Source organism: Brevibacillus jepli, from assembly GCF_047229145.1.
Classification (GTDB): Bacteria; Bacillota; Bacilli; order Brevibacillales; family Brevibacillaceae; genus Brevibacillus.
In genome coordinates, this window is sequence record NZ_JBFEFW010000019.1 from 11,076 (window position 1) to 37,748 (window position 26,673).

The 26,673-nt window shown below is 47.0% G+C and carries 26 protein-coding genes and 1 riboswitch; of the genes, 8 read left to right on the forward strand and 18 right to left on the reverse strand.

Annotation, left to right across the window (positions count from 1 at the left end; genetic code table 11):
• Positions 1-72 precede the first annotated feature (72 nt).
• Positions 73-1,182 (reverse strand): sensor histidine kinase, encoded by a 1,110-nt coding sequence (locus tag AB1L17_RS19895; protein ID WP_412846838.1) that lies wholly within the window; start codon positions 1,180-1,182, stop codon positions 73-75.
• Complete coding sequence (locus AB1L17_RS19900) at positions 1,172-1,855, reverse strand: response regulator transcription factor (RefSeq protein WP_412846839.1); 684 nt, start codon at positions 1,853-1,855, stop codon at positions 1,172-1,174. The genes AB1L17_RS19895 and AB1L17_RS19900 overlap by 11 nt, the downstream gene beginning before the upstream one ends.
• Positions 1,856-2,053: 198 nt before the next feature.
• On the opposite strand from AB1L17_RS19900, the gene AB1L17_RS19905 reads away from it, so the two are divergent.
• The gene (locus tag AB1L17_RS19905; RefSeq protein WP_412846840.1) at positions 2,054-2,821 is read left to right on the forward strand and encodes an SDR family oxidoreductase; all 768 of its coding nucleotides are present in this window, start codon (positions 2,054-2,056) and stop codon (positions 2,819-2,821) included.
• A 62-nt stretch (positions 2,822-2,883) separates the two neighbouring features.
• On the opposite strand, the gene fumC is transcribed toward AB1L17_RS19905, so the two are convergent.
• From fumC to AB1L17_RS19960, 11 genes are all read right to left on the reverse strand, one after another.
• A complete protein-coding gene (gene fumC / locus AB1L17_RS19910) occupies positions 2,884-4,272 on the reverse strand; it encodes a class II fumarate hydratase (RefSeq protein ID WP_412846842.1) in 1,389 nt (462 codons plus the stop codon).
• 552 nt (positions 4,273-4,824) lie between these two features.
• Positions 4,825-5,502, reverse strand: a complete 678-nt coding sequence (locus AB1L17_RS19915; RefSeq protein WP_412846939.1) for an MgtC/SapB family protein — start codon at positions 5,500-5,502, stop codon at positions 4,825-4,827.
• A gap of 173 nt (positions 5,503-5,675) precedes the next feature.
• The gene (locus AB1L17_RS19920; RefSeq protein WP_412846843.1) at positions 5,676-7,031 is read right to left on the reverse strand and encodes an MATE family efflux transporter; all 1,356 of its coding nucleotides are present in this window, start codon (positions 7,029-7,031) and stop codon (positions 5,676-5,678) included.
• Between the two features lie 136 nt (positions 7,032-7,167).
• A complete protein-coding gene (locus AB1L17_RS19925) occupies positions 7,168-8,652 on the reverse strand; it encodes a lytic polysaccharide monooxygenase (protein WP_412846844.1) in 1,485 nt (494 codons plus the stop codon).
• A gap of 237 nt (positions 8,653-8,889) precedes the next feature.
• The gene (locus AB1L17_RS19930; protein WP_412846845.1) at positions 8,890-10,599 is read right to left on the reverse strand and encodes an adenine deaminase; all 1,710 of its coding nucleotides are present in this window, start codon (positions 10,597-10,599) and stop codon (positions 8,890-8,892) included.
• Positions 10,600-10,617: 18 nt separating this feature from the next.
• The gene (locus AB1L17_RS19935) at positions 10,618-11,679 is read right to left on the reverse strand and encodes an ABC transporter ATP-binding protein (RefSeq protein WP_412846846.1); all 1,062 of its coding nucleotides are present in this window, start codon (positions 11,677-11,679) and stop codon (positions 10,618-10,620) included.
• A 15-nt stretch (positions 11,680-11,694) separates the two neighbouring features.
• Complete coding sequence (locus AB1L17_RS19940; protein ID WP_412846847.1) at positions 11,695-12,483, reverse strand: ABC transporter permease; 789 nt, start codon at positions 12,481-12,483, stop codon at positions 11,695-11,697.
• A gap of 5 nt (positions 12,484-12,488) precedes the next feature.
• The gene (locus tag AB1L17_RS19945) at positions 12,489-13,310 is read right to left on the reverse strand and encodes an ABC transporter permease (protein ID WP_007724617.1); all 822 of its coding nucleotides are present in this window, start codon (positions 13,308-13,310) and stop codon (positions 12,489-12,491) included.
• 26 nt (positions 13,311-13,336) lie between these two features.
• The gene (locus AB1L17_RS19950) at positions 13,337-14,266 is read right to left on the reverse strand and encodes a nucleoside hydrolase (protein ID WP_412846848.1); all 930 of its coding nucleotides are present in this window, start codon (positions 14,264-14,266) and stop codon (positions 13,337-13,339) included.
• Between the two features lie 84 nt (positions 14,267-14,350).
• The gene (locus tag AB1L17_RS19955) at positions 14,351-15,424 is read right to left on the reverse strand and encodes an ABC transporter substrate-binding protein (protein WP_412846849.1); all 1,074 of its coding nucleotides are present in this window, start codon (positions 15,422-15,424) and stop codon (positions 14,351-14,353) included.
• A gap of 196 nt (positions 15,425-15,620) precedes the next feature.
• Positions 15,621-15,977, reverse strand: coding sequence for a DUF2294 domain-containing protein (locus AB1L17_RS19960; protein ID WP_412846940.1), 357 nt, complete (start codon positions 15,975-15,977; stop codon positions 15,621-15,623).
• Between the two features lie 220 nt (positions 15,978-16,197).
• A riboswitch (SAM riboswitch) is annotated at positions 16,198-16,299 on the forward strand.
• A 105-nt stretch (positions 16,300-16,404) separates the two neighbouring features.
• Here AB1L17_RS19960 and AB1L17_RS19965 point away from each other — a divergent pair.
• From AB1L17_RS19965 to AB1L17_RS19995, 7 genes are all read left to right on the forward strand, one after another.
• Positions 16,405-17,232 carry a MetQ/NlpA family ABC transporter substrate-binding protein gene (locus tag AB1L17_RS19965; protein ID WP_412846850.1) on the forward strand — a complete coding sequence of 276 codons (828 nt, stop codon included), beginning with the start codon at positions 16,405-16,407 and terminating at the stop codon, positions 17,230-17,232.
• A gap of 42 nt (positions 17,233-17,274) precedes the next feature.
• Positions 17,275-18,312, forward strand: coding sequence for a methionine ABC transporter ATP-binding protein (locus AB1L17_RS19970; protein WP_412846851.1), 1,038 nt, complete (start codon positions 17,275-17,277; stop codon positions 18,310-18,312).
• Positions 18,312-18,974 (forward strand): methionine ABC transporter permease, encoded by a 663-nt coding sequence (locus AB1L17_RS19975; protein ID WP_412846852.1) that lies wholly within the window; start codon positions 18,312-18,314, stop codon positions 18,972-18,974. Before AB1L17_RS19970 ends, AB1L17_RS19975 begins: the two co-directional genes overlap by 1 nt.
• A gap of 149 nt (positions 18,975-19,123) precedes the next feature.
• Positions 19,124-19,555 (forward strand): hypothetical protein, encoded by a 432-nt coding sequence (locus tag AB1L17_RS19980; protein ID WP_412846853.1) that lies wholly within the window; start codon positions 19,124-19,126, stop codon positions 19,553-19,555.
• Positions 19,543-19,836: a YxcD family protein gene (locus AB1L17_RS19985; RefSeq protein WP_412846854.1), complete on the forward strand. Its 294-nt coding sequence runs from the start codon at positions 19,543-19,545 to the stop codon at positions 19,834-19,836. The genes AB1L17_RS19980 and AB1L17_RS19985 overlap by 13 nt, the downstream gene beginning before the upstream one ends.
• A gap of 357 nt (positions 19,837-20,193) precedes the next feature.
• On the forward strand, positions 20,194-21,057 hold the full coding sequence (locus AB1L17_RS19990; RefSeq protein ID WP_412846855.1) for an ABC transporter ATP-binding protein: 864 nt from the start codon (positions 20,194-20,196) through the stop codon (positions 21,055-21,057).
• A 148-nt stretch (positions 21,058-21,205) separates the two neighbouring features.
• The gene (locus AB1L17_RS19995; RefSeq protein ID WP_412846856.1) at positions 21,206-21,646 is read left to right on the forward strand and encodes a MarR family winged helix-turn-helix transcriptional regulator; all 441 of its coding nucleotides are present in this window, start codon (positions 21,206-21,208) and stop codon (positions 21,644-21,646) included.
• A 76-nt stretch (positions 21,647-21,722) separates the two neighbouring features.
• Here AB1L17_RS19995 and AB1L17_RS20000 read toward each other — a convergent pair whose 3' ends face one another.
• From AB1L17_RS20000 to AB1L17_RS20020, 5 genes are all read right to left on the reverse strand, one after another.
• Positions 21,723-22,655: an aldo/keto reductase gene (locus AB1L17_RS20000; protein WP_412846857.1), complete on the reverse strand. Its 933-nt coding sequence runs from the start codon at positions 22,653-22,655 to the stop codon at positions 21,723-21,725.
• A 184-nt stretch (positions 22,656-22,839) separates the two neighbouring features.
• Positions 22,840-23,829 carry a siderophore ABC transporter substrate-binding protein gene (locus tag AB1L17_RS20005; RefSeq protein ID WP_412846858.1) on the reverse strand — a complete coding sequence of 330 codons (990 nt, stop codon included), beginning with the start codon at positions 23,827-23,829 and terminating at the stop codon, positions 22,840-22,842.
• A gap of 104 nt (positions 23,830-23,933) precedes the next feature.
• Entirely contained in the window at positions 23,934-24,692 is a 759-nt protein-coding gene (locus tag AB1L17_RS20010) for an iron ABC transporter ATP-binding protein (RefSeq protein WP_412846860.1), read from the reverse strand.
• Positions 24,689-25,630, reverse strand: a complete 942-nt coding sequence (locus AB1L17_RS20015; protein ID WP_412846861.1) for an iron chelate uptake ABC transporter family permease subunit — start codon at positions 25,628-25,630, stop codon at positions 24,689-24,691. The genes AB1L17_RS20010 and AB1L17_RS20015 overlap by 4 nt, the downstream gene beginning before the upstream one ends.
• On the reverse strand, positions 25,627-26,580 hold the full coding sequence (locus AB1L17_RS20020) for an ABC transporter permease (protein WP_412846862.1): 954 nt from the start codon (positions 26,578-26,580) through the stop codon (positions 25,627-25,629). The genes AB1L17_RS20015 and AB1L17_RS20020 overlap by 4 nt, the downstream gene beginning before the upstream one ends.
• Positions 26,581-26,673: the final 93 nt, after the last annotated feature.

Genomic DNA, 26,673 nt, shown 5'->3' on the forward strand with positions numbered 1-26,673 from the left:
TTCATGCTGTCAGGATAGACTTTCCGATTAAAATTAACGGAAACGAAAGGTAAAGAAAAAGTAAAGCTTTTCTCAAATGCCAGAGATTGTACGTGGTAGCCACACGGTGAAGGTCGTCCATTCCGGTGTGCTTTCGACAGAAATATTTCCCTGATGCAGGTCGATGATGCTCTTGGCGATAGCCAGTCCGAGTCCGGAGCCTCCTGTCTCTGTTGAACGTGAGCCTTCCACCCGAAAAAAGCGTTCAAACAGGCTCGGCAAAAATTCAGCCGGGATCGGCGCTCCATTATTGGCAACAGAAATGGCGATACCTTCCCCTTGTTGAAAGACGCGTATGATTATCTCTGTTCCATCCCGTCCGTACTTTGCTGCGTTAGAAATGAGGTTTTCCAGGACGCGAACGAGCTTGTCTGTATCCCCTACCATCTCGATTTTTTGATCGGGGGTATCGACGACGAGCCGCAGTCCCGCCTCATTCGCAACGAGTCGAAAGCCCACGGATACTTGTTCAACCAGCTCTACCAAGTCGAACTGTGTTCGTTTCAAATGTGCTCCGCGATTGCGAACCTTCGTGTATTCAAACAGATCGTTGACGAGTACGTTCATCTGCTTCGCTTTTTCATAGGCGATATGTGCGTAGTGCTTGAGCTTCTCTTCATCCTTGTACTTGTTCTGCTCAATCAGTCCGAGGTAGCCAATAATCGAGGTCAGCGGCGTTCGCAGATCATGGGAGACGTTTGTGATGAGCTCATCCTTCGATTGTTCTAGCCTTCGCTCCTCCTCCATCGCATCCAAAGCGCTTTTGACCAAAGCATGGATGCTATCGACCACTTGGCCCAAGCTGCCGTTCGGACGAATAGAAATCTGGTGATGATAATTGCCTTTTGCAATGAAATGCAGCTCGTTTATGATTTGCTCCATCTGCTTTTGTTCCAGGTACTTGCGGATACGAACGACGGACCACGCTACAAACATACCCGTCGCGATCAAGATAATCGGGATTTTAAAGGAATTGATATCAAAATTGACCCGCAGCTTCCAAATGTACTCTTTGACTTGCGGGATATTGTAGAAATAGTTGTTGGCGAGAAAAGCAGCCATTTGAAAAACAGCGTAGATAATCAAGAGGCCAAGCAGCAAATCGAAAAGGATTCGAATAAAATCCTTGGCACTAAGCTTCAATTTTGTAGCCGACCCCCCAGACCGTCTGTATCACCTTTTCGCCATTGGTCGCCTTCTCCAGCTTTTCCCGCAAGTTGCTGATGTGAACCATCACCGTCTTGTAGGAAACGAAATTTTCCATTTTCCAGCAGCGGTCAAAAATTTCCTCTGAGCTGAATACCCGATTCGGATGACTTGCCAATAGATGCAGGACGGAAAATTCCAGTGCCGTTAGCTTGATCGGGATGCCTTCTTTCGTCTGAACGAAGTGACTTTGCTTATGAATAATTAATGGCCCGACTTCAATCACATGCTCCTGCTTGTTTTCCTGCGAGTAGTTTGCCCTTCGTAAGAGTGACTTGACCCGCGCAATCACTTCCAGCGGATTAAAAGGCTTCGCTACGTAATCATCCGCACCGGTCATCAAGCCCATGATTTTATCCATATCATTCGTTTTGGCACTCGCCATCAGGATAGGGACGGTAGAGTTTTTTCGTATTCGCTTGGTGACTTCAAGCCCATCCAGATTGGGCATCATGACATCCAGAATGACAAGATCGATAGACTTCTGCTCCAGCTTCTCCATCGCTTCCAAACCGTCAAAAGCTTTTTCGATCTCATAGCCTTCGTTGCTCAAATAAATCGCCATGAGCTCTACAATCTCTTTGTCGTCATCTACAATCAAAATCCTCACGTACAAACACCTCCGCACTCATCCAAGTAAGATAGAACCACTATAACAAGAATTTTTAAAGAAAAGGTAAAGGAAGAGAGCAATTCTATTCCATTATCGCCATGAGCATGTCCCTGTGAACCTCGAATGAGAGAGCAATATTTCAAACATCACCTTGTGATATAACTAACATGAATTTTCGAATAAGGAGATGAGGGTGTGAGCAAGCTGAACGGTAAAATAGCTTTGGTAACCGGTGCAAGCCGGGGAATCGGTCGTGGCATTGCATTACGTCTGGCACAGGATGGCGCATTAGTGGCTGTACACTATGGGAAAAGGCAGAGCGAAGCAGAAGGAGTGGTACGTGAGATCGAGCAAAGTGGAGGTCAAGCATTCTCGATCGGTGCTGACTTGCGTACCCTTGGCGGCATTCGTGATTTATTTGGGACACTGGATGACGAGCTACAGAAGCGTACCGGAGGCAATCGGTTTGATATTCTCGTGAATAACGCTGGGATCGGGCAAATTTTAACGTTGGAGGAAGCTACAGAAGAGTCTTTTGACGAGGTCATGAACATAAATGTCAAAGCGCCGCTTTTTGTTACCCAACAAGCTTTGCCCCGCTTGAAAGACGGTGGTCGTATCATCAATATCTCATCGTTTGTTACACGTGCGGCCTCCCCAAGTGTTTTCACCTACAGCGTATCAAAGGGCGCTGTAAACACACTTACACAAGCCTTGGCTAAACAACTGGGCAGCCGTCATATTACGGTGAACGCGATCCTGCCCGGCATTATTAACACCGAAATGAATGCGGGCACGTTGCAAAATAATCCGGATGGGCAAAAGTATGCTGCTGGGCTCTCAACCTTTAACAGATGGGGAGAACCTGAAGATGTGGCGGATATTGCCGCTTTTCTTGCCTCACCCGACAGTCGTTGGGTAACTGGTCAATTGATTGATGCAAGCGGCGGATCTCATCTGTAATTTTTCTCAAAAAAATAACCGATGGCCCTACTACGGGACCATCGGTTATTTCTATGAAGATGCTACTCTTTTGGATGAATCATTTGCTCAGGGCGCACAACTTGATCGAATTGCTCTTCGGTCAGCAAATTGCTCTTGATCGCTGCTTCCTTGAGTGTAATGCCTTCTTTGTGAGCCAGCTTCGCTACAGCTGCCGCATTTTCGTACCCGATATGCGGGTTCAGGGCCGTCACCAGCATCAGTGAGTTGTTCAGGTTTTCTTTTATGACTGTCAGATCAGGCTCGATGCCTACTGCGCAATTGTCGTTGAAGGACTTCATCGCATCTGCCAACAGTCTTGCGGATTGCAGGAAATTGTAGATGATGACCGGCTTGAATACGTTCAGTTCAAAATTCCCTTGGCTCGCGGCAAATCCGATCGCTGCATCGTTGCCCATCACTTGGCAAACGACCATGGTCATTGCTTCACTCTGGGTCGGATTCACCTTCCCTGGCATGATGGAGCTGCCTGGTTCGTTGGCAGGAATGATGATTTCACCGATTCCGCAACGCGGGCCGCTCGCCAGCCATCTCACATCATTGGCGATTTTCATCAGGTCTGCTGCGAGTGCTTTCAGGGCACCGTGCACATGAACGAGCTCGTCATGGCTGGTCAGTGCGTGGAACTTGTTTTCCGCCGTCACAAATTGGTGGTTGGTTTCCTTGCTGATTTCGGCCGCGACCATTTCACCGAAGCGTGGATGCGCATTGATGCCCGTTCCGACAGCTGTTCCGCCAATTGCCAGCTCACGCAAGTACTCGTTGCTTTCCTTGATCATCTTTTCGGCCTTTTCCAGCATACGCACCCAGCCGCTGAATTCTTGGCCCAGCGTCAACGGAGTCGCGTCCTGCAAATGGGTACGACCGATTTTGATAATTTCCATGTAGGCTTCGCTTTTTTCTTTCAACGTCGCTTTTAACAGCTGGAGCGCAGGCAATACTTGCTCCTCGACTGCTACCAGACCAGCCATGTGCATTGCTGTCGGGAATGTATCATTGGAGCTCTGTGATTTATTCACATCATCGTTGGCGTGGATTCGAGCTGAACTGCCCTTTTCTTGCAGCAGCTGGTTCGCACGATGGGCAATTACTTCGTTGACGTTCATGTTCGATTGCGTACCGCTACCTGTTTGCCAGACAACCAGCGGGAAATGCTCATCCCATTTTCCTTGGATGACTTCATCTGCAGCCGCCACAATCGCTTCTGCCTTTTCATTGTCGAGCTTGCCCAGCTTTTGATTCGCCAGAGCAGCGCTTTTTTTCAGGATGGCAAACATGCGAATCAGTGGAAGCGGCATTTTTTCTTCGCCGATCTCAAAGTTTTGGAAGCTGCGTTGTGTTTGGGCTCCCCACAGCTTATCCGCAGGAACCTTGATTTCCCCAATCGTGTCCTTTTCAATTCTGAATTCCATCTCGCATCCTCCTCATATCAAACGTTTTTATCATAGTAAAAGGAAATGAAACAGTTTTTCTCTACTAAAATGATAATGATTTTCATTCTTGTTAGCAAGAGATGAAGTGCTTTTTCGGGAAAAATGAAAAATAATGTTGTCCTCTAACGGTTGTGGTCGGGGGAAGACATGTGACAGTGCTTTCGTACAGCTTTTGTGTAGTAGGAGCCTTTACATCGTTTTGTAAGTGAATCAAGTAAGCTTCATGAGTTCACTTTCAAAAATGGAAAGCTACGTAGAAGAAGCGCATTTCCAGTCCAAGCGCCTCTGGAGCCCGACCCAGCGTAGGAAAAAATGGCGGGGAATTTCAGGTTCACTTATGGAAAACTTCTTCGAAACATCTACGTTTGAACCGCTCCCGCCATTTTTTCCGAAGCGAACAGTCTTCACCCTCAGCAGGGCGGAGGCCGAAGCGTAGACTGGAAATGCGCTTCTTCCCTCACGACAGCCACTTGTAATCGAAAATGAAAAAGACGAAAGCCACCTATGGCCTCCGTCTTCTATTATTCCTTTTTATCTACTTTCTACTTCTACGGAAACGACATGATCTACCGCTTTCAGGAGACTGTATATATCCGTTGTATACGTACTTTCCGATGCCGTAATCATCATTTCCAGCTTTTGCAGCTTATTGTCCACGTCTTTTACCTTAACCCGCTTCACTTGAAGATCGAGATGCTTAATCTGCTTGAACACCAGATCAAGATCGCCCCCGCCTTCTACCACAATCTTGATTGACAAATCTCTTTGTCTGAGCGATTCCGGACCAATCAAGCGAAGAATGATCGGGAACAAATTAATCGCCAAAATAATGAGGATCGTCGCGGTCACTGCCTCAAAATAAAATCCTGCTCCTACTGCAATCCCTAGTCCAGAAGCTGCCCAGACCATAGATGCTGTGGTCAAACCCGAAATAACATCATTACTCCGGCGTAAAATAACACCAGCCCCAAGGAAACCGACACCGCTCACAATTTGAGCAGCCAAGCGAAGGGGGTCCATATTGGTGTGTCCAGGCACGGAGAACCGATGGACGGATTCAATAGAGACAATCGTAATGAGACAGCTCGCTACCGAAATGACCATGCTCGTTTTTACACCAAGCGGTTTATGCTTGAGCTGTCGATCCATACCAATCATCAAGCCTAGAAATAGTGCGACTCCTAGTTTTAGCAAAAAATCATACGTCATGAATACCGATAGTGACATGAGTTTCTCCCCCCATCTGCCTTGATGTCAGGTTATCTTCCATTACCTATGATAGAAAGTATATATCGTCTTGCTCTTAGTGTAAACGAGCCCTTGTCTATTCATGCAAAAAGCGGAAAACCCTCTTATCAGGGATTTTCCGCTTATCTGTTTCCTTATGAATGACTGCGAATCATGCGTTTCTGTAACGACAGCAGACGTCCAAAAAGGAAGATAGCACCAGCAGCCAATCCCGTGATCAGACCAATCCAGTATCCCGTCGCTGCAAGCGAAGTGAACTTCGCCAGTATATATCCCAGAGGCAAGCCAATCACCCAATAGGATATCAGCGCAACGATAAAGGTAATGGTCACATCCTTGTACCCGCGCAATACCCCTTGGATAGGGGCCGCGACTGCATCAGAGATCAGGAAGAGGATCGAGTACATCAAGAAATGCTGGGCAAGCTCCAACACCTCTATGTCAGTCGTGTAGAAACCAGCCACTTGCTCGCTAAACATCAGCAAGATGACTCCGAACAAAAGGGCGATGCCAAGGGCAATACCTATGCCCAAATAACTGTACTGCTTGGCGTCCCGGAACCTTTTGGCTCCGACCTCAAAGCCGACGACAATCGTCAATGCCATAGATATGCTCAGTGGCACCATGTACAAGAATGAAGCGAAGTTCATCGCTGCCTGATGCGCGGCAATCGTAATCGTGCTGTATTCACTCATAAACAACGTAACGGCCGCAAAAATGCTAACCTCGCAAAAGATTGAAAAACCGATGGGAAGCCCCAGCTTCAGCAGCTCTTTCCATGCTTTCATCGAGATACGGTGAAACTTGGAAAACAAGCCGAACTCGACAAATGGTTCCACGCGATTCACGACAAACAGCGTAATCAGCAAAATACACCAGTACGTAATGCCAGATGCAAGCCCGGCACCGATTCCACCCAGTCGTGGCAAGCCAAAATGACCAAAGATAAGAGCGTAGTTCAATAATACGTTAATCGGCAACGACAGCAGGGTAATGAACATCGTTACCCGCGTCTGTCCCAATGCGTCGATAAAGCAACGGAGCACCGTATAGAGAAACATAGGAATAATACCGATACCAATCGCATGCAGGAAGCCACGCGCAATCGTACGCACCTGAGGCTCCAGTTGCATCCAGTTCAAAATTGGATCAAGCAGCAAGCCACCGACAATCATGACTCCGCCAGCAATGCCGACACTCAAATACAAGGCTTGCATAACGGTATAAGGCACCTGATCTCTTTTCCCTGCGCCAACCATCTGCGCAACCATCGGCATGACTGCCATTAAAATTCCCGTTAAACCCGCTTGAACAGGTACCCACAGGCTGGACCCAATCGCTACACCGGCCAAATCTGTCGGACTGGCATGCCCAGACATAATGGTATCGGCGAACGTCATGGAAAACAGCGCTAGTTGCGATATCAAAATAGGAAGTAATACAGTTAAAAACTGCCGCCATTTTTCATTTAGCGAATAGGTTTCATTCATTTTCTTTTCCTTCTTACCTTATAAGTTGTGGGTGCATAGTTCAAATTATAAGTATAACAAAACAAGTAGGAATCGGCAAAATATTGGCAGGATATAACGAAACAAAGCCCAGGCAGATTCCCCGGGCTTTGCAACATTATTCAACCAGCTTCCATACATCGGCTTTCCCTGGCACTTCGCCTTTGGTCCACCATTTTGCCTCGTATACCTTGTCTTCGTAGCTTACTTGAGCTCCGCCATCATAGGCTTTGCCTGAATCCCATGACAGCACGACATCGCTCACCAGCTTCCACGCATCGGAACGATCTGGCTGTTCACCAGTCACCCACCATTTGGCTACGTATTCCAATCCATCGTACATGACACGGTTGCCCTGTACGTATACGGCAGAGGAATCCCACTCTGCGATTTCACCTGGTACTTCTGGCTTTTTCTCCTTCGTGCTCACAGTAAATGGTGCGCTCTCTTCGGAGATATTTCCTGCTGCATCGATTGCCTTGATCGTATACGTATAAGAGGTTCCTGCCGTTAATTCTTTATCGACAAAAGAAGGCTGCTCAACTGTCCCCACTCGGGAACCATCACGATACACTTCGTATTTCACCACGCCAACATTGTCTCTGGAAGGACTCCACATGAGATCAATTGCCGTCTCTGTTTGATCGTGAGACATGATTCCTGCTGGTGCCGTCGGTACTTCTGTGTCCACGATATCTTCTGCTTTTGTGCGAACGGTAAGAGCTTTGCTAGCTTTAGACTCTTTCCCTTTGCCATCGACTGCCACAATGGTGTAGCTGTAAGCCGTAGCAGGCGTCAAATCTTTGTCCGTGTAAGCTGTTTCTTTCGTAGATGTGATTAATTTGCCATCTCGATACACATCGTACTGCTTGATTCCATCAGATGCCACCGATTTCGTCCAGCTAAGCTCAATGCTTGTAGCTGTTTGCGATACGGAAGTCACATTGCCCGGAACAGTTGGCTGTTCTACGACGCCTGTTCCATTGTTAATCAAATTCACGTCAATCGCCTGATAAAACGCCATTCCGGTATCTGCGATCTCCCAGACAGCCAAAATGATGTGATAGCCGCTGCGATCTGTTGGTACATTGATCGAATGCGTTACCGTAAATGGCGGCCTTTTCCCTCCGTCCTGGAACGAGGAGAACAGTTCTAGATCAGCGCGGGAAAGTGGCTGGTTTGGATTCCAATCTTTTTTCGTGATGTAATATTTCCACTCCGCTGTACTATGCGGGGCTGTCAGATTCCAAGTAAATGCATTTTGTCCACCCTGCAAGGTAACCTTGGTCCAGCGATCTGCTGTTTGTGCGTAAAGCTCAGGATAGCGGCCTGCACCGGTAAATTCACCATCGGCAGGACCGGATTGCGGGAACGAGCCGATACCCTCCACGCTTTGCGGCTCATACTGAATTTGACCGCAGCCAGTGTTTTGCCCCGTCTTACACAAGTAAGAGCGACTCGCTGGCGATTCGATATACCCGTGAGCTGATGCTTTCTCAGCAAACACGAGAGTAGCTGCGCCCGCTACCAGCATCATTGCCAGCATAAACAAAAGCGACAGCCCTTTACTAAACAGTTTGTTTCTCAACCCTACGTTATCCATTTATTTATCTCCTCTTTTCTGGATTAGGATCGAATACCATGTTACAGAAAATTTTTCCAATATCCCAGATTCTGAATACCTAAACCAAAACCTACCAAATACCCGAATTCCAGTCAGAAAATAGGGAGATGAATCGGGAGTGTATTCCTATGCATGAGAATTCGATCACTTCATTAGGGACTTTTTGATCAAAAAAAATTGCCTGCCGAAGAGTTTCTTCTCAGCAAGCAACTTTTTTTACATCAACAGCAACGGAACTACTTTTCCTGCGTTTACATCAATCAAGCCGAGATCCGTCAGCTTCAAGGCTGGACTGACCGGCAAGGAATGCGTACTGATCGACATGATCGGATTGTAGTGATCATAACCGAGTGACTCCATGGCACGGCGCAGTTGCTCTACTTCCTTTGCCGTTTTATCCAATGGTTCCTCTGTCAAAATACCTCCGACCGGCAAATGCAGGCTCGCGATTACTTTGCCATCCTCGACAACGTAGAATCCGCCTTGGTTGCGAATCACTTCATTGGCCGCGACCATCATATCGTGCGGATTGTGTCCGACGACCAAGAGGTTGTGATTATCATGGGAATAGCTGGTAGCCACCGCACCACGCTTGATCGTATCGCCACTGATCAAACCGTAGCCGCGATTGCCGTTTTTGCCATAGCGTTCGAAAACTGCGATCAAGCCGTACGGGCTTTCCTCCCAGCAGAGCTGCCCTTCCCGCACTTCTGCGATACCGCGATGATCCTCCGTAAAAGTCGAACCGTTCTGCACGAGCATGACCCGACATGGATAGCGATTGTCAGGCACATCTACCGTGACGAGGAAATCTTTTTCCGTAAGCGGCGCCAGCTTGATACTCTCGTAAAAATGCGCAGGGAATTGCTTTTCCTTGACCACTTGTCGATACTCTTCCCTGGCATCAAATGCTTTCTTCCCATTTTTATAGACGTGTTCGATCTTCAGTTCGTGCAGATCGGACAACAGCAGGAAGTCCGCGATCTTCCCTGGCGCAATCGCACCTCGATCTGTCATGTTCATGCGTCTGGCTGGAGTAAATGTACTCGCGTAGATCGCTCGCTCCGGCTTCATGCCCATTTGAATCGCTTTTTTCACGATATGGTTCAAATGTCCGCGATTCACCAAAGAATCGGTCATCACGTCATCCGTCACAAAGCAGAAATGCTCGGAAACATCTTCCTTGATCAAATAATCCATCACTTCATCTGTCATCGATTTCTCTTGAATCTCCAAGAACATGCCTGCTGCGATTCTCGCTTCCATGCCTTCTCGCGTCTGATGGGTATGGTCGGAGTCCACACCGGCATAAATGACGCGGTGCAGGTCCAAATCAAGCAGTTTCGGAACATGCCCTTCAATAACGAGCTTCGGATACGTTTTGCGGATATGCTCCAGAATGCGGTTCGTCTTGCAATCAGGGTCCTTGATGATGTCTACGTAATTCATGATTTCGCCTAAGCAAATGATCTCCTCGGAACGCAAGAGCTCGTCCATATCGGCAATCTCGACAGATCCACCTGTCGTCTCCATCGATGTAGCTGGTACGGAGCTGGGGATCGCGTACAGCATATCAACGACGCAATCGCGGCTTGCGCGAATCATCTCTTTGATACCTTCAATCCCGAACACATTGGCCATCTCATGCGGCTCCGGCACGATCGTCGTCACGCCATTTTGAATCAAGCCATAGGAAAATGTCTCTGGCGTCACCATCGTGCTCTCAATATGCAAATGGATGTCAACGAGACCCGGAATCATGAAGCGGCCTTGTCCGTCCACGATCTCGCCCGCTTCAAATGTTTCGGTATCGCGCTCACCGATATAGAGGAAACGCCCATCCAAGACAGCGACATTTCCTTTGATGAACTTTTTGAAATAGCTGTTGAAAACTTGAACGTCTTGAATCAGCAAATCGACCTTCACGTATATAACCTCCTGTCTTTAGTCCACGAGTACCACTTTGTCTTTTGGAAACAGCAGATTGACGTTTAGGCCCGTTTTGTATGGCGTCTCCATCTCCTGATTGACAGTGAAATCGCCCAACTCTGTTTCCACAACATATTGATAGCTGCGTCCCAAAAACGTGCTGACCTTAACCGTTCCACGCAGACGGTTCATACCCGACTCGATCGACTCTTCGGTGGTAACCAAGAGATCATCTGGACGCATGGCGCATTTTTTGCCCGATGGATTAGCCGTACCCGGGTGCTTGGATGCTGTAAACTGATGATCACCAACACGCAGGGCGATCTCTCCGTTTTGCTCCGTGCGCTCTGCGAAGTCGATGAAGTTGGTAAAGCCGATAAAACGCGCGATGAACTCCGTCTTCGGATATTTGAAAATGGTAGCCGGATCGTCGAGCTGCTCAATAACACCCTTGTTCATGATCGCGACCTGATCCGAGATGGAGAAGCATTCCTCTTGGTCATGTGATACGTACACAGTCGTAATCCCCAGCTCCTGCTGAATGCGACGGATTTCTACGCGCATGTTGATCCGCAGATTGGCATCGAGGTTACTGAGCGGCTCATCGAACAGGAGCAGGTCAGGCTGAATCACCAATGCACGGGCAATTGCCACGCGCTGTCTTTGTCCACCGGACAGCTCCTTGGGGAAACGTTTTTCGAAGCCACCGAGGCTAACCACATCTAAAATCTGATGCACGCGTGTTTTCACTTCTGACTCACTTACCTTGCGCAGACGAAGACCAAACGCCACGTTATCAAATACAGAAAGGTGCGGAAACAACGCATAGCTCTGGAATACAAACCCGAAATTGCGCTTGTTCACCGGAACGCGCGTATAATCCTTTCCTTCAAACATGAACCGACCATCCTTGGCTTCGAGAAAACCGGCAATCAGACGCAGTGTCGTCGTTTTTCCGCATCCACTTGGACCCAGAAGGGAGATCAGCTGTCCCTTTTCGATATTCAAATTGAAGTTTTGCAAAATATATTGATTGTCATAGGCAACCGATACGTTATCAAGCGTGAGCAATGCCATGAGTTGATGCCTCCGTTATCGTTTTGTAAAGTAGGAAAGCCCCATCAATCGTTCAATGATGAACATGAGAATAGCCGTAAGAATCATGAGCAGCACGGAAATCGCGGCGATCGTCGGATCGAAGTTGTTTTCTACGTACGTCAGCATCTGGATCGGCAGCGTGCTCACCCCTGGTCCTGTCATAAAAACAGAGATATCTACGTTGTTGAACGACTCAAGAAAGGCGATCAGGATCGCAGCAATGATTCCGGAGCGAATATTCGGCAAGACGACTTTGAAAAAGGTTTCGAGACGACCTGCCCCAAGGCTCAGCGCCGCTTCTTCAATGGCGAAGTCAAAGTTGGACAGGGATGATGCAATGACGCGAATGATAAATGGAAGCATCAGCACTGTATGACCGACGAGAAGTCCCGCATAAATCGGCAAGTTATACACGACGATGACGTATTTCAGCATGGCAAAACCCATCACGATCCCCGGAATCAGGACAGGCGAGATGAAAATGCCATTCAAGATGCCCTTGCCGCGAAAATCAAAGCGACTGAGCGCATAGGCTGCCGGAATCCCCAACAAGAGCGCCAAGAGATTCCCCAGCAAGGAAACGAACATCGACGTCTTGAACGTCGTCATGAACATTTCTACATTGAAAATGTTTTCATACCATCGTAAGGAAAAGCCCTCCGGCGGAAACTTCAAGACGCTCCCCGGCTCAAAAGACGTAAAAGAAATGATAATGAGCGGCCCTAGCAAAAACAGAAAGACGAGAGAGGTAAACAGGGCCAACCCGCGATTTTTCTCCTGCATAGCTTCTACCCCTTCGGATTTAATTTCGTCGCCAGCTTGTTCATGAAGTAAATGACGACAAATGTAATGACAATCATGATCGTGGCAATGACAGAAGCCAAATGCCAGTCATTGAGCGTAATCGCATTTTGATAAAGGAACGTGGAGATTACCCGTTGTTTTCCGCCTAGTAGAGCAGGCGTGGTATACGCGGTCAAGCTGCCGACAAACACCAGAATGCTACCAATGATGAGTCCAGGCACGCTAAGCGGGACAATAACCTTCCAGAAGGCAGTCAACTTGGAAGCACCCAGGCTTTCTGCCGCCTTCAGCAAATCCGGGTCGATGTTTTCCATTACGCCTACCAGCGTAATAATGATCAACGGCAGGAACAGGTGAATCAAACCAATCATCATCGCAGTCGGCGTATACAATATTTCCAACGGCTTGTCGATGAGCCCGATTGCAAGCAGCGAGCTGTTCAACAAGCCCTTTTTTCCGAGAATAATCATCCAAGAGAACGACCGCACGACAGAGCTCGTCAGCAAAGGAAAGATCGCCAATGCCAGCAAGATGCCCTTTTTGCGAGGCCCAAGCTTGGAAATGTAGTACGCGGCAGGAAAACCGATCAGGACACATGCAATCGTCGTGACCAGACTAACCTGCAGCGTCGTCAGCATAATTTTCAGGAAGTACGCATCGGTAAGAAATTGGAGATAGCCTTGGATCGTAAAGCTACCATCTTGATAAAAGGTGGACGCAATCGTCATCACGATCGGAATGACCATGAACAGCGTCAAAAACAGCACACCCGGCAACAGCAATAAATAAAGACCCGTTTTTCTCATCTGATTAACTCCTGTTCACGGTATCGTCAGGCTTTCAATGCGCCGATAAAACGCGCAAAGAACGCATCTGCATCTACGTCCAGACAGACGTTTATGTTCGGTTCTTTTCTCAGGCGGTTTTGAAAGTCGCAAACCGTTTGCCCATCACACAGCTCACTTCTTGTTTCGATATCCACATACAGCTTTTGCGTTTTCACCAGCTTCGGGTCAAGTGCAACCGCGACTGCCAATGGATCATGCATGGCGCACGCATAGACGCCGTTTCTTTGAAAATAACGATGGAGGTAATCAGACGTACTCTGTCTCACGTACTCGCCCATCGGTGTATCCCCTAGCTCGCGAATGTGCTCCTCGTTCAGCAGCACTCTGCGTGTCACATCCAGTCCAACCAGCGTCAATTGCGGAAAGCCCGCATGAAATACAACCTTGGCTGCTTCGGGATCGACGTACATGTTATACTCCGCAACCGGTGTCACATTGCCGTGCTCGCGGACCACTCCACCCATGAAGATAACTTCCTTAACGTGTTGGACAAGCTCTGGACATTTTTTCACAGCCAGCGCCAAATTGGTCAGCGGCCCTGTCATGATGAGTGTGATCTCTCCGGAATGAGCGAGTACGTTTTCTACGATGAAATCAGGAGCAAAGCCAGCAGTCGGCTTCGTATAAATCGGAACGCCTGCCAGAGCACCGCCCAAGCCATCCTCGCCATGTACGGCATGTTCGAAAAACAACGGTCGCATCAGCGGTTCGGACGCTCCAGGCACGACAGGGATTCGCTCGCCGACTTGTAAGAAATCGAGAATTTTGCACGTGTTTTCTGTGGCTTTTCTCAGAGATACATTGCCATTCACGGTGGTGATCCCAACCAGATCGAATTGTCCGCTTTTCACAGCGAGAATAATGCCAAGCGCATCATCAATGCCCGTATCCACATCAAGAATGATCTTTTGCACGAGTGGTCCTCCTCACGTTCATTCATGAAAACGAGGGTATATCCACAAATGTCTATACCCTCGCCTTTGTTTTTCTATCGTTCGTTATTGCGTGATTTCACGATTCCAACGGTCAATCCATGCTTTGGAGTGCTCGTTTACGAATTTCATGTCCAGCATTTGCAGCTTGCTCACGGTTTCTTCGCCGTACGTTACACCTTTTGCTTCCTCTTCCGTCAATTGCACGGTCTTGTTTACAGGGGAATCAATTTTTGCTTTTGCTGACTTCTCTTGAACTTCCTTGCTCAGCTGGTAGTTGATGAAGTCTTCTGCCAGCGCTTTGTTTTTCGAGCCTTTTACGATGTTAACCGTATTCATGACCGCATATCCGCCACTTGCAGGTTGTACGAAAACGGCTTCTGGAACAGCAGCCTTGATATCTTTGAAGTACATTTCCATAATTGGGCCTACGCCGATTTCTTCTTGCCCGAACATGTTCACGTATTCGGAGGTCTTGTCGTAGAACTTCACGATGCCTTGGTTGACTTCCTTCATTTTGGCGAAGGCTTGATCCTCGTTAAACTCTTTGCTGCCCGCTACTTTAGAAGCACTGTCGAGGACCATCGGGCCTGTCGTAGACGTAATGCTTGGCAGTGTCAGCTTGCCTGCCAGCTCAGGGTTCCACAGGTCTTTCCAATCCTTGATCTCGGTTTGGACGAGCTTTGGATTGTAGGCAATACCGAATTGTCCGATCGTATAAGCTGGACCGTACTCCTCGCCCAGTGGTGCTTTGGCGATATCGTAGATTTGATCCAGATTCGGGATACGGCTGCGATCGATTTTTTCAAACGCGCCACTCTCGATCCCTTGTTGTGCGTAGTAGTCGGAGAGGTAGATCAAGTCTACATCGGAGCTGCCTTGGCGAATTTTGTTCAAGCGCTCGGCGTTGTTCCCGATTTCCAACACAATTTTTACGTTGTGCTCTTTTTCAAATGGCTCATATACTTCTTTGCGGAAAAAGTCTTCAGAGAAGCCCCATGTGGAGATGACCAGCTTTTGTGGCTCGCCCTTGGCTTCGCCACCAGCCCCTCCTGCTTGTTGTTGATCATTGCTGCCACAGCCAGCGAGAGCCAGTGACATCATAGAAAAAGACAGGATTCCAGCAAGTAATTTTTTCATCGTAATTCTCCTCCAGTTGGGTTCAATTGATGACAAAATATGGTGATTACATAAAAAGAAAAGTACCCTTGATTAGAACGTATCATTCTAAACAAGAGCACTTTTCTTCGTAAACAAAGAGAAGTGACACCCGTTATACGCGCTGTCTACGGTCTCCCCTTAAGATAGATCAAAAGAGAAAATCCGAACGATTGCGTCAGGTATTCAGTTCTGATTCAGCTAAAATAACATTCGTAATCGCCCACTGCGTAGGCGCGTCGTAGTCCCGCAGCACAGCTTCCAGCGGCAACCCCATCTCTTCTTCCAGTCGCTCTCTCAGTTTCTTCTTATAAAGAATAGACATCCGAAAATCGACTTCGAGCTTGAGTGCTGGTGCTTCTCCTTCCAACGCTTGTGAGCGCGGAGAGCGGCGATGCTTGGCTTGGAACGTAATCATCTGATTCTCAATCGTGACTCGGAGCAATGTCGTTCCAAATCCGAACAACTCTTTTGCTATCTCATTATAGATGGCAGACAGCTTTTTTCTGGTTTCATTGGAGTCCACTAGAGTCATGTCATCACCTGCGATAGCTGTTATCAGGTTCATTCGCTCTCATTATACATATGATTTTTCAATTCTTCAAGGTAATATTCGTATTTAGATCAATTTCACATTTTTCCACCAAGTCATTCGTTTGCAAAAACAGTTGACACTCAAAAAATCAGCCGTTATAATCCAACTATCCAAATAAGAATTAACAACAATGTTTGGAATGATAATTTCATAGCACATTCTCTTATGAAGAGAGGTTGAGGGACTGGCCCTATGACACCTCGGCAACCTATCGTATACGATTCGGTGCCAAATCCAGCGGATTTATTCCGACAGATAAGAGAGGTATTGTTGCAGTGTGGTTTACATACTCGCAGTTCCAGCCTCTTTCAGTCGGAAGAGGCTTTTTCTATTTCCATCATACATCCAGAGAAAAGGGGTATTTACAATGAAAAAGACAGGTCTATTACTCACTACACTACTGCTCGCTGCATCTCTCGTAACGGCTTGCGGCGGCAAACAAGAAGCCGCACCTGCAAACGGTGCTGCTGCTGAACAAACCTCGCTCAAAGTAGGCGTCACTGGCGGCCCGCATGAAGAGATTCTGAACAAAGTAAAAGAAGTTGCAAAAGGCAAAGGTCTCGAAGTCGAAGTGGTCGTTTTCAACGATTATGTGCAGCCGAACCAAGCTCTCGATAAAGGCAACCTCGATGTGAACAGCTTCCAAACCATTCCGTTCCTGGCGAAGTTCAATCAAGATCACAAAACAAAAATCGTCGAGGTAGGAAAGACCGTAACGTACCCGATGGGCCTGTACTCCACCAAGCATAAAAAAGTGGAAGACATTCCAGCAGGTGGCGTTGTCGGCATTCAAAACGACCCAACCAACCGCGCGCGTGCCCTTCAGCTCTATCAGGCAGCTGGCTTGATTAAGCTCAAGGACGGTGTGGGAGACAACGCAACACCACTGGACATCGTAGAAAACCCGAAAAATTTGCAATTCAAAGAGCTGGAGGCTGCTTTCCTCGCACGCTCGCTGAACAACGTAGAGGTCGCTTCGATCAATACGAACTTTGCGATGGAAGCTGGCTACTCCCCGAAAAAAGATGCGATCTTCGCTGAGACCGCCGACTCACCATACGTGAACATCTTGGCAGTCAATGAAACCAACAAAGACAACCCAGCAGTCAAAAAGCTGGTGGACATCTACCGTTCGGAAGAAGTGAAAAAATTCATCGACGAACGTTTTGAAGGAGCTGTACTGCCGTCCTGGTAAGATCGACACCAGGAACATCAGGAACAACAAGGAGAACTCGTTATGATACAGCTAACCGATATTCATAAGTCGTATCAAGTAGGAAACAAGCAGGTAGAGGCATTGAAAGGCGTATCCCTGCAGGTGGAAAAAGGGCAAATCTACGGAGTTATCGGCTTTAGCGGAGCGGGGAAAAGCACCCTGCTCCGTACCATCAACCTGTTGGAGAAGCCGACCAGCGGTTCTGTAATTGTCAATGGCCAGAACATGCTGACCCTCAAGGAAAAAGAGCTGCGGCAAGCCCGCAAAAAGATCGGGATTATTTTTCAACACTTCAACCTGCTCTCTTCCTATAATGTCTTTGACAATGTGGCGGAAATCTTGCGGATGAATCGCGTCCCCAAAGATGTCATTAAGCGCAAGGTAGAAGACCTTCTCGGCTTGGTTGGCTTGTCTGATAAAGCAAACGCTTATCCTTCTCAGCTATCGGGGGGACAAAAGCAACGGGTGGGCATCGCTCGTGCGCTTGCGACCGATCCGGAAATCCTGCTCTGTGATGAAGCGACTTCTGCTCTCGATCCACAGACGACTGAGTCGATTCTGGAGCTGTTGCTCGACATTAACCAAAAGTTTAACCTGACTATCGTGCTGATTACGCATGAAATGCAGGTCATCAAAAAAATCTGCGACCAGGTAGCCATCATGGAAAACGGTGTCGTCATCGAGCAAGGCTCCGTTCTCGATGTTTTCAGCAATCCGCAAGAGCAAACGACCCGTAATTTTATCAAAACGATTTTTGACGATCAGGTACCACACGAAATTCTGTCCAGAATCAAGGAAACAGGACCCGTCTCCAAAATTGTTCGTGTCGCCTTTCGCGGGGACGCTGCTCTCGATCCTGTACTCGGCACACTGTCTGCGCGATTCCCGCTCAGCACCAACCTGCTGTACGGCTCGATTACGACCATCAAAGGAACGGCACTCGGCATTTTACTTTTGCACATATCCGGTGAAGACCAGGCGATTCAAGACGGCATTCGCTTCTTGCGCGAATCGGTTTATCGCGTCGATATCGTGTCCGGAGAGGAGGTACGCAGCTAATGGAGCGTCTAATTGAAATGATTCCCGTATTCGGGCAATCGCTGCAAGAGACCGTCATCATGGTGGGAATCTCGCTGTTTATTGCGACACTGATCGGTATTCCACTTGGGATTTTGCTCGTCATCACACAGGCGAATCACCTATTTCCGAACAAATTCATTTACCACACGCTTAACACCATCATCAACATCGTGCGCTCGTTGCCTTTTATCATCTTGATGGTCGCTATCATTCCTTTTACGGAGCTGATCGTCGGTACTTCGATCGGGATTGAAGGAGCGATTGTACCGCTCATCGTCTATACGTCGCCTTATATCTCGCGCCTGATGGAAACGGCCCTGCATGACGTAGATCGCGGCGTTATCGAAGCGTACCAGGCGATGGGCGCATCCCGGACGCAAATTATCTTTCGCATCATGCTGCGTGAAGCGCGGCCTGGCATCGTCCTCTGCCTGACAATCGCTACCATCGGTTTGATTGGTGCTACAGCTATGGCGGGCGCAGTCGGTGCCGGCGGCTTGGGCGATCTGGCATTGCGCTACGGCTACCAGCAATGGGATATCGAAGTAATGATCATTACCGTCATTATTCTCGTCGTTTTGGTCCAGCTCATTCAGTCGTTGGGTAACTGGGCAGCTCGAAAACTGAAAAAGAGTGCGTAAATCGAAGAACCCCTGACATGATCGCTTGTCAGGGGCTTTTTTGTAGGTATTTAGACCGATCGTCACTGAAAGTTCGTTGGAATTTCGCCCAATATTCATGTAGACTTATATATACAAGTCATTTAACTGAGAGGGGCTACTCAAATAACATGAAAAAACTCATCATGATGTTGGTTGCCGTAATGCTCGTACTCGCTCCAAGCGCTGGATTCATTGATCACGCTGATGCGAAAGGCTATAAGTCCGGAAAAAAATCTTTCAACTCGAATACGTCTCCTACGAACACGCAAACGCCTAACAAGGCCGATACAAATGTAAATGCAACAACCAATAAAGGTACGACTACTCCAGCTGCTACTGCAAGCAAAAGCGGCGGATTCATGAAAGGTCTCATGATTGGTGGTCTGGCTGGTTTGCTATTCGGTACCCTGTTCGCAGATATGGGTATTCTGGGCTCTATCCTTGGATTCATGATCAACCTGATGGCGATTCTCGCTGTGGTCATCCTGATCCGCAAAGTGATCGTCTACTTCAAAACCAAGCGTGAGAAGGAACAGGAACTGAACGCATGGAAAAGATAAGATTTTCCGAACAAGATATCATTAACGCGATCTGCATTCACGCTGCCTACAAAAAGCAGCTGAAGCCACAAGACATCTCCGTCGAGCTGATGTGGGACGAAGAGTATGGCTTTTCTGCTGAAGTACACTGGATGGAGCGCCAACAAATCTTCATCGAAAGTAATATGGTTGAAGCGATTCGCTACTATCTGGAGACACAGATGCAGCGCAACCCTTATTCCGCCGGTATCGAGCTGGTATTGGACGACGAAGAAGGTATTATCGCTCATATCACCTATTAACGCTTGATTATCGTATATTAACCCAAGGCCAATTTGTTCACGCATGTGAGCAGGTTGGCTTTTTCCTTATTGAATTTGACCTCATTCCGTTATATACTTTACTTTAGTGAAAATGATTATCATTACTACGATTAATAATAATCCGTGTTCAAAAAGTCGTCTTTTCAGCACCGAGAAAGTGGCGAGAACCTGAAGAAGGAGGAGCGGAGTGTAGGGAACCTACATGAGCACCGGACTTCGAAGGTGAACGCCCATTTCGATGTCGAATACGCTCTCAGGACTACTGCGTGATCAAAAGACGACTTTTTGAACAACCTCTTTACAGGTACATACTTTTTAAAAAGGAGTTGGCCCATTGTGGAGCGCTTATACACGCAAAAGCTGGACATCGGTTACGGTGAGCTTTCCATTGTCAAAGACCTGAATATCAGCATTCCTTCCGGCAAAATCACCGCTCTGGTCGGTGCAAACGGTTCTGGTAAATCGACGATCCTCAAAACCCTCGCCCGGATTATGAAACCAACAGGCGGACAAGTATTTTTGGATGGCAAATCGATTCATCAGCAATCGACCAAGGAAGTCGCCAAGCAGTTGGCGATTTTGCCGCAAAACCCAACCGCACCCGATGGCTTGACCGTGTCTGAGCTCGTAACCTATGGCCGCTTCCCCCATCAAAAAGGCTTCGGCTCTATGACCAAAGAAGACAAGGAAATCGTAAACTGGGCCATCTCCATGACCGGTATGGCAGATTTTCATGATCGTCCTGTTGATCAGCTATCCGGCGGTCAGCGCCAACGCGCCTGGATTGCCATGGCTCTTGCGCAAGGAACAGACATCCTGTTCCTGGATGAGCCTACAACCTTCCTGGATATGGCTCACCAGCTAGAGGTTCTCAAGCTTCTGCAAAAGCTGAATGAAGAAGAAAACCGTACGATCGTCATGGTCGTGCACGACTTGAACCACGCTACCCGTTATGCGCAGCACATGGTCGCGATTTCTCGCGGTACCGTTGTCGCTGAGGGAAGCCCTGCTGAAGTCATGACGCCAGATATGCTGCGCAAGGTATTCAACATTGAAGCAGATATCCTGACCGATCCACGTACAGGTGTACCGCTTTGCCTTCCGTATGAACTGACTCATGCTGTGGAGCAAAAGCAATCAAGTGAACACACGACCGAGTCCACACACATCGAAGAGCGCAAGCTGGTTGGAGCAAGGTAATCTTATATGACGGTTAAAGACCATTCCTTTGAGCAATCAATGAGAATGGTCTTTTCGCATCATGCACCCTTCTGCGCCCAGCTCCTTGACTTACATGAGCGGTCATTGCTATACATAATGATAGTAGATAATAGAGCAGGTGAATGACATGAAATCGAATGATAATCAGGACCTGATTCATGGTTGGCGAGCGTTATCCCGTATACATTTGAGCATCATGAGTAGCTTGGAGGGAGTTCTTCAGACAAAGCATCAGCTTTCTGTCAGTGAGTTTACCGTTCTGCTCGCATTAGCAGAAACCCCTGAAAAGAAAATGCGCATCCAACAATTAGCAGATGAAGTCGGTCTAAGTCAGAGTGCAATGTCCAGATTAGTCGCTCGTTTAGAAGCGGACAATTGCGGTGTGCTTCAACGTTATGTATGTGAAGCAGATCGTAGGGGCGTATGGATTCGGATGACCGAAAAAGGATTGCAACGTTATGAAGATGTCAGCTCTACTTTTCAAGAAACGATCATTCAGGCTTTTCGTAAAGAAGAAATTGAAAAAGATCTGGCAATCATGTCGAATACGTTGCAAAAAGATAGCTAATAAACCGAGGCTTACCAATGACAAAAGAGTATCTATGGATTTCCCCAGAGGGATCCACAGGTACTCTTTATATTTATTACACTAAAATATTCTCAATTATATTTAATTCGTTATCTGTTAATACGATATCACAAGCATTAGAGTTTTCACTTACTTGTTCTGGTTTTTTTCCACCAGGGATCACCGTATCAATTCCATTCTGCGCAAGTAGCCACGCTAAAGCTAAATTAGACAGGCTTGTTTTCTTTTCAGCAGCCAGTTGCTTTAACTGTTCCACCTTGAACATAGCGCTATGGAATTCTTCTCCTTGGAACAATGGAATATCTTTGCGCCAATCCTTTTCATGCAGCTTCAATTCTTTTGTATATTTCCCGCCTAACATACCAAATGCAAGCGGACCATACGGAATAAAGGAAATGTCGTTTTGGATACAGTAAGGAAGCAAATCGTTTTCTGCACTTCTATCGAACATATGATAAGGAGATTGAAGAACAGCAATGTCGTTATGTTGGTTCGCTTCTTTTAACTGATCTATATTGACGTTCGAAATACCGATTGCTCGTATTTTACCTTCCTGCTTCAAACGAGTTAATTCGCCGACTGCTTCTACGAGCGGTATGCCTGGGTCTGGAAAGTGTATGTAGTACAAATCAACATAATCCGTCTCGAGGCGCTGCAAGCTTTTTTCCAAGGCACTCCTCAGATAGCCCGGCTCATTATTCATGCGAATTGTTCCGTCACTTCGTTTTTCTATTCCACCCTTTGTAGCGATCACTACTTCTGAACGTTTCTTTTTCAACATCTCACCTACTAACTCTTCTGAACGCCCAAACCCGTATGCATCCGCTGTATCAAAAAATGTAATTCCTTGATGCAATGCTTCCGCGATCATCAGCTTTCCTTGTTCTTCATCAAGATGAGGAAAATTGTTATGGCCACCAACCGCATTTGTTCCTAAACCGATTTTTGATACTTGCATGCCTGCTTTCTTTAGCGATACATATTTCATAACGGAAAACACTCCTTTTCAGTGCGTCGATCTAACATCTAGTCAAATTAAATGCATGCACATGCATTTAATTTATAACATGATTAAATTTATGTCGTCAAGTCTAGCAGCTCCGAAAAATAAAAACGACAGCCGAGGGAATACTGTTCTCCCTTGGGCTGCCGTCGCTATCATTATTTGCTTCTTACCACTTAACTTCTTTCAAAACTTCTTCAGCCATGCCAGCGGTGGAAACCAATCCGCCGCCTGCCAGGTACCAGTTAGCAGAATCGAGGTAAATAATGTTGCCTGTTTTGAATGCTTTCGTATTCTTAATCAGGTCATTTTCTACCGTTTGCTGTGTAGAGGTAGACACTTCTTTATTCTTGGAAATCGCGTTGCCACGATCAATTACGAACAGATAGTCTGGATTTTTCTCTGCGATATATTCAAAGGAAACGCTTTGACCATGGTTTTCTACGGAAATGTTTGTGTCTACAGGCGTAAATCCGAATTCACCGTGCAGGATACCAAAACGGGAACCAGCGCCATAAGCGTTCAGCTTGCCTTCGTTAACCATAACGATCAGCGCATTCTTGCCGCTTGCCGTTGCTTTTGTATTCAATTCCTTGATAGCTGCATCGATTTTGCCCAGCTCTTCTTCTACTTGTGCTTCTTTACCGAAGATGGTACCCAATTTGTTCATGTTCTCTTTGAAGGATTCCATGTACTTCGCATTGTCTACACCCATGAAGATGGTTGGAGCAATTTTGTTCAGTTCTTCATAAGCATCTTGTTGACGACCAGAGATGAAGATCACATCCGGTTTCATTGCATTGATTTTTTCAAAGTCTGGTTCTTTCAAACCACCCACGTTTGTGTACTTCGCATCTTTGAACTTTTCCAGGTACGGAGGAATGTTGGAAGACTGTGCAACACCCGCTACTTCGATACCCAATTTGTCCAAGGAATCCAGTACGCCGTAGTCAAATGCTACAACAGTTTTTGGATTCTTTTTCAGCTTCGCTTCACCCAATTTATGCTTGATCGTAACTTCTTCAGATGTTTGTGCAGCTTCAGGTGCTTTTGTCGCATCTGCTGCAGGTGTTGCAGGAGCGGCGTTATTGGAGCCGCATGCAGCTGTGAATACAGCCAACAGTACTGCCATAAACAGCATGAGTAATTTCTTGTTCACTTCTCTCACCTCTATATAGAATGTAAAAGTATATAAAATTATTGATAGCTTGCTGATGAAACCCCCGGCAGGCCATCAAAATTTTAACGATAGGAAGATGGAGCTTATGCGAAATATACGCAAATTTTATTCTCATCAATGTCTTCGATATGGATATCCATGTCATAGACATCTTTCAAGATCGGTCGTGTGATGATCTCGTCTGTGGTGCCTTCCTTCACGACCTTTCCATCCTTGAGAGCGACGATATAATCCGAATAGACAGAAGCGAAGTTGATGTCGTGAATGACAATGACAACCGTTTTGCCCATTTCGTCTACCAGACGTCGCAGTACTTTCATGATCTGGACGGAATGCTTCATATCCAAATTGTTGAGCGGCTCATCCAAGAGGACGTATTCCGTATTTTGAGCGACAACCATCGCGATGTAAGCGCGTTGACGCTGACCTCCACTCAACTGGTCGAGGTACTTGTGTTGAATGTCCGTAAGCTCCAAATATTGGATCGCTTCGTCTACATACTTCCAATCCTCTTTTGTCAAATTCCCTTGTGAATACGGGAAGCGACCAAAGCTGACCAGCTCGCGAATCGTCAACCGCACCGTAATGTGGTTCGATTGCTTGAGAATCGAGATTTTCTTTGCCAGCTCACTGCTCTTTGACTGCCCAATCTCTTGACCCTCAATGAATACCTCGCCTTGATCCTTGGTCAACAGGCGACTAATCATCGACAGCAGGGTACTCTTTCCTGCCCCATTGGGTCCGATAAAGGACGTGATTTTTCCCTTGGCAATCTTCACAGAGACATTTTCCACGACATTTTTGCTACCATACTGTTTTGTGACATTCCGGACTTCTATCACTCTTTATTCTCCTTTAACAGAAGATAGATGAAGTAAACCCCACCAATAAAGTTGACAATGACACTGAGCGTTGTGGAGAACGCAAGTACACGCTCCACAATCAACAAACCGCCAACCAGTGCAATCACACTGATTAAAGCCGATCCCACCAGCAAGTATTTATGCTGATAGGTTTTCATAAACTGATGGGCGAGATTCGCTACCAGCAGTCCAAGGAAGGTAATCGGCCCAACGAGTGCTGTCGCGATCGATACGAGAATAGCAATAACGACGAGGAAGCGCTTGATGACAAAATCATACGGAATCCCCAAATTGATCGCCTGATCCCGACCGAGTGATAGCACATCCAGATACTTGATGTATCGCCAGAAGTAAATCATGATTCCGATGACCAGAACGAAGCTCGTGATCAATAGGTCTGTTTTGACATTGTTGAAGCTGGCGAACATTCGGTCTAGCACAACCAGAAACTCATTCGGATCAATCAACACCTGCATGAACGTGGACAAACTGCTGAACAATGTGCCCAAGATCAATCCGACAAGGAGCAGGAAGTAAATGTTTTGTCCTTCCCTCTTAAACAGGAATTTGTAGAGCAAGCCCGCGAAAAGCACCATCCCACCTGTCGAGATCAGAAAGTTCACGTTGTTGTTCATCAAGGTGAAATGGGTGGAGCCAAAAACAAAGATCACAAATGTTTGGATGAACATATAGAGCGAATCAAGGCCGATGATGCTAGGTGTCAGGATTCGGTTGTTCGTTATGGTCTGGAAGATCATCGTAGAGAAGGCGATGATGCAACCGGTTAAGATGATGGCAAGAATTTTCTTAGCCCGCCGAGGAAGGACGTAATCCCAGTTGCCACCGGCGTCAATCATCATAAATATGGCTATCAAAGCAATGGCCACAATCGACAGGGCGCCTATCTTCGCTTTCATTGTTCATATGCCTTTCTTCTCATGAGTAAGTACACGAATATCCCGCTGCCTATGACCCCAACCATCAAGCCGATGGAAATCTCGTATGGGAAGATGATGAGGCGTCCCAGGATATCACAAGCAAGTACAAACACCGCGCCAAGCAATGCGGTATGAGATAAGCTTTTTTTCAGGTTATCTCCCAGGTAGATGGTAACCAGGTTAGGAATGATCAGCCCCAAAAACGGGATCGTCCCTACCGTGAGAATAACTACCGAAGTCACACAAGCGACAATGACCAATCCAATGTTGACGACATGCTTGTAGTTCAACCCGAGGTTGATGGCGAACTCTTCACCCATTCCAGCAATAGTGAACTTGTTCGCATACAAGTAAGCGATAATCACCAGCGGAATGCTTATGTACAAAAGCTCGTAGCTGCCTTTCATAATGGTAGAGAAATCTCCATGCAACCAAGCAGACATGTTTTGCATCAGGTCATGCTTATAAGCGAAAAACGTCGTGATAGATCCGACGATGTTTCCAAACATCAGTCCCACTAACGGAATGAAAATGGAGTCTTTAAATTTGATTCTTTCGAGAATCTTCATAAAGACAAAGGTGCCAAGGAGAGCAAACGCAAAAGCAACGAGCAGCCTCACCCAAGAGCTCGCATCCGCGAACACCAAGAGTGACACCAATATCCCGAATCGAACGGAATCCTCTGTCCCTGCTGTCGTCGGAGAAACGAACTTGTTTCGGGTCAGCTGTTGCATGATCAATCCTGCGATACTCATGCTGATCCCTGCGATGATAATGCTGATCAAACGCGGAATCCTGCTAATCCACAGTACTTGCACCTTGTCATCTGTGAGATTGAATAGATCCCACGGAGATATATCTTTCACACCAATAAAAAGTGAAACGAACGATAGCAGAATAAGTGCTACAACCAAATATCTCTTTTTCATCGCGTCCCTACTCTTCTGACGTTTTCCTGAAGTTCCATCCTTCTACGAATGCAATTCATTCTCATTAATAAAGAGATTCATTCTCAATTAGAA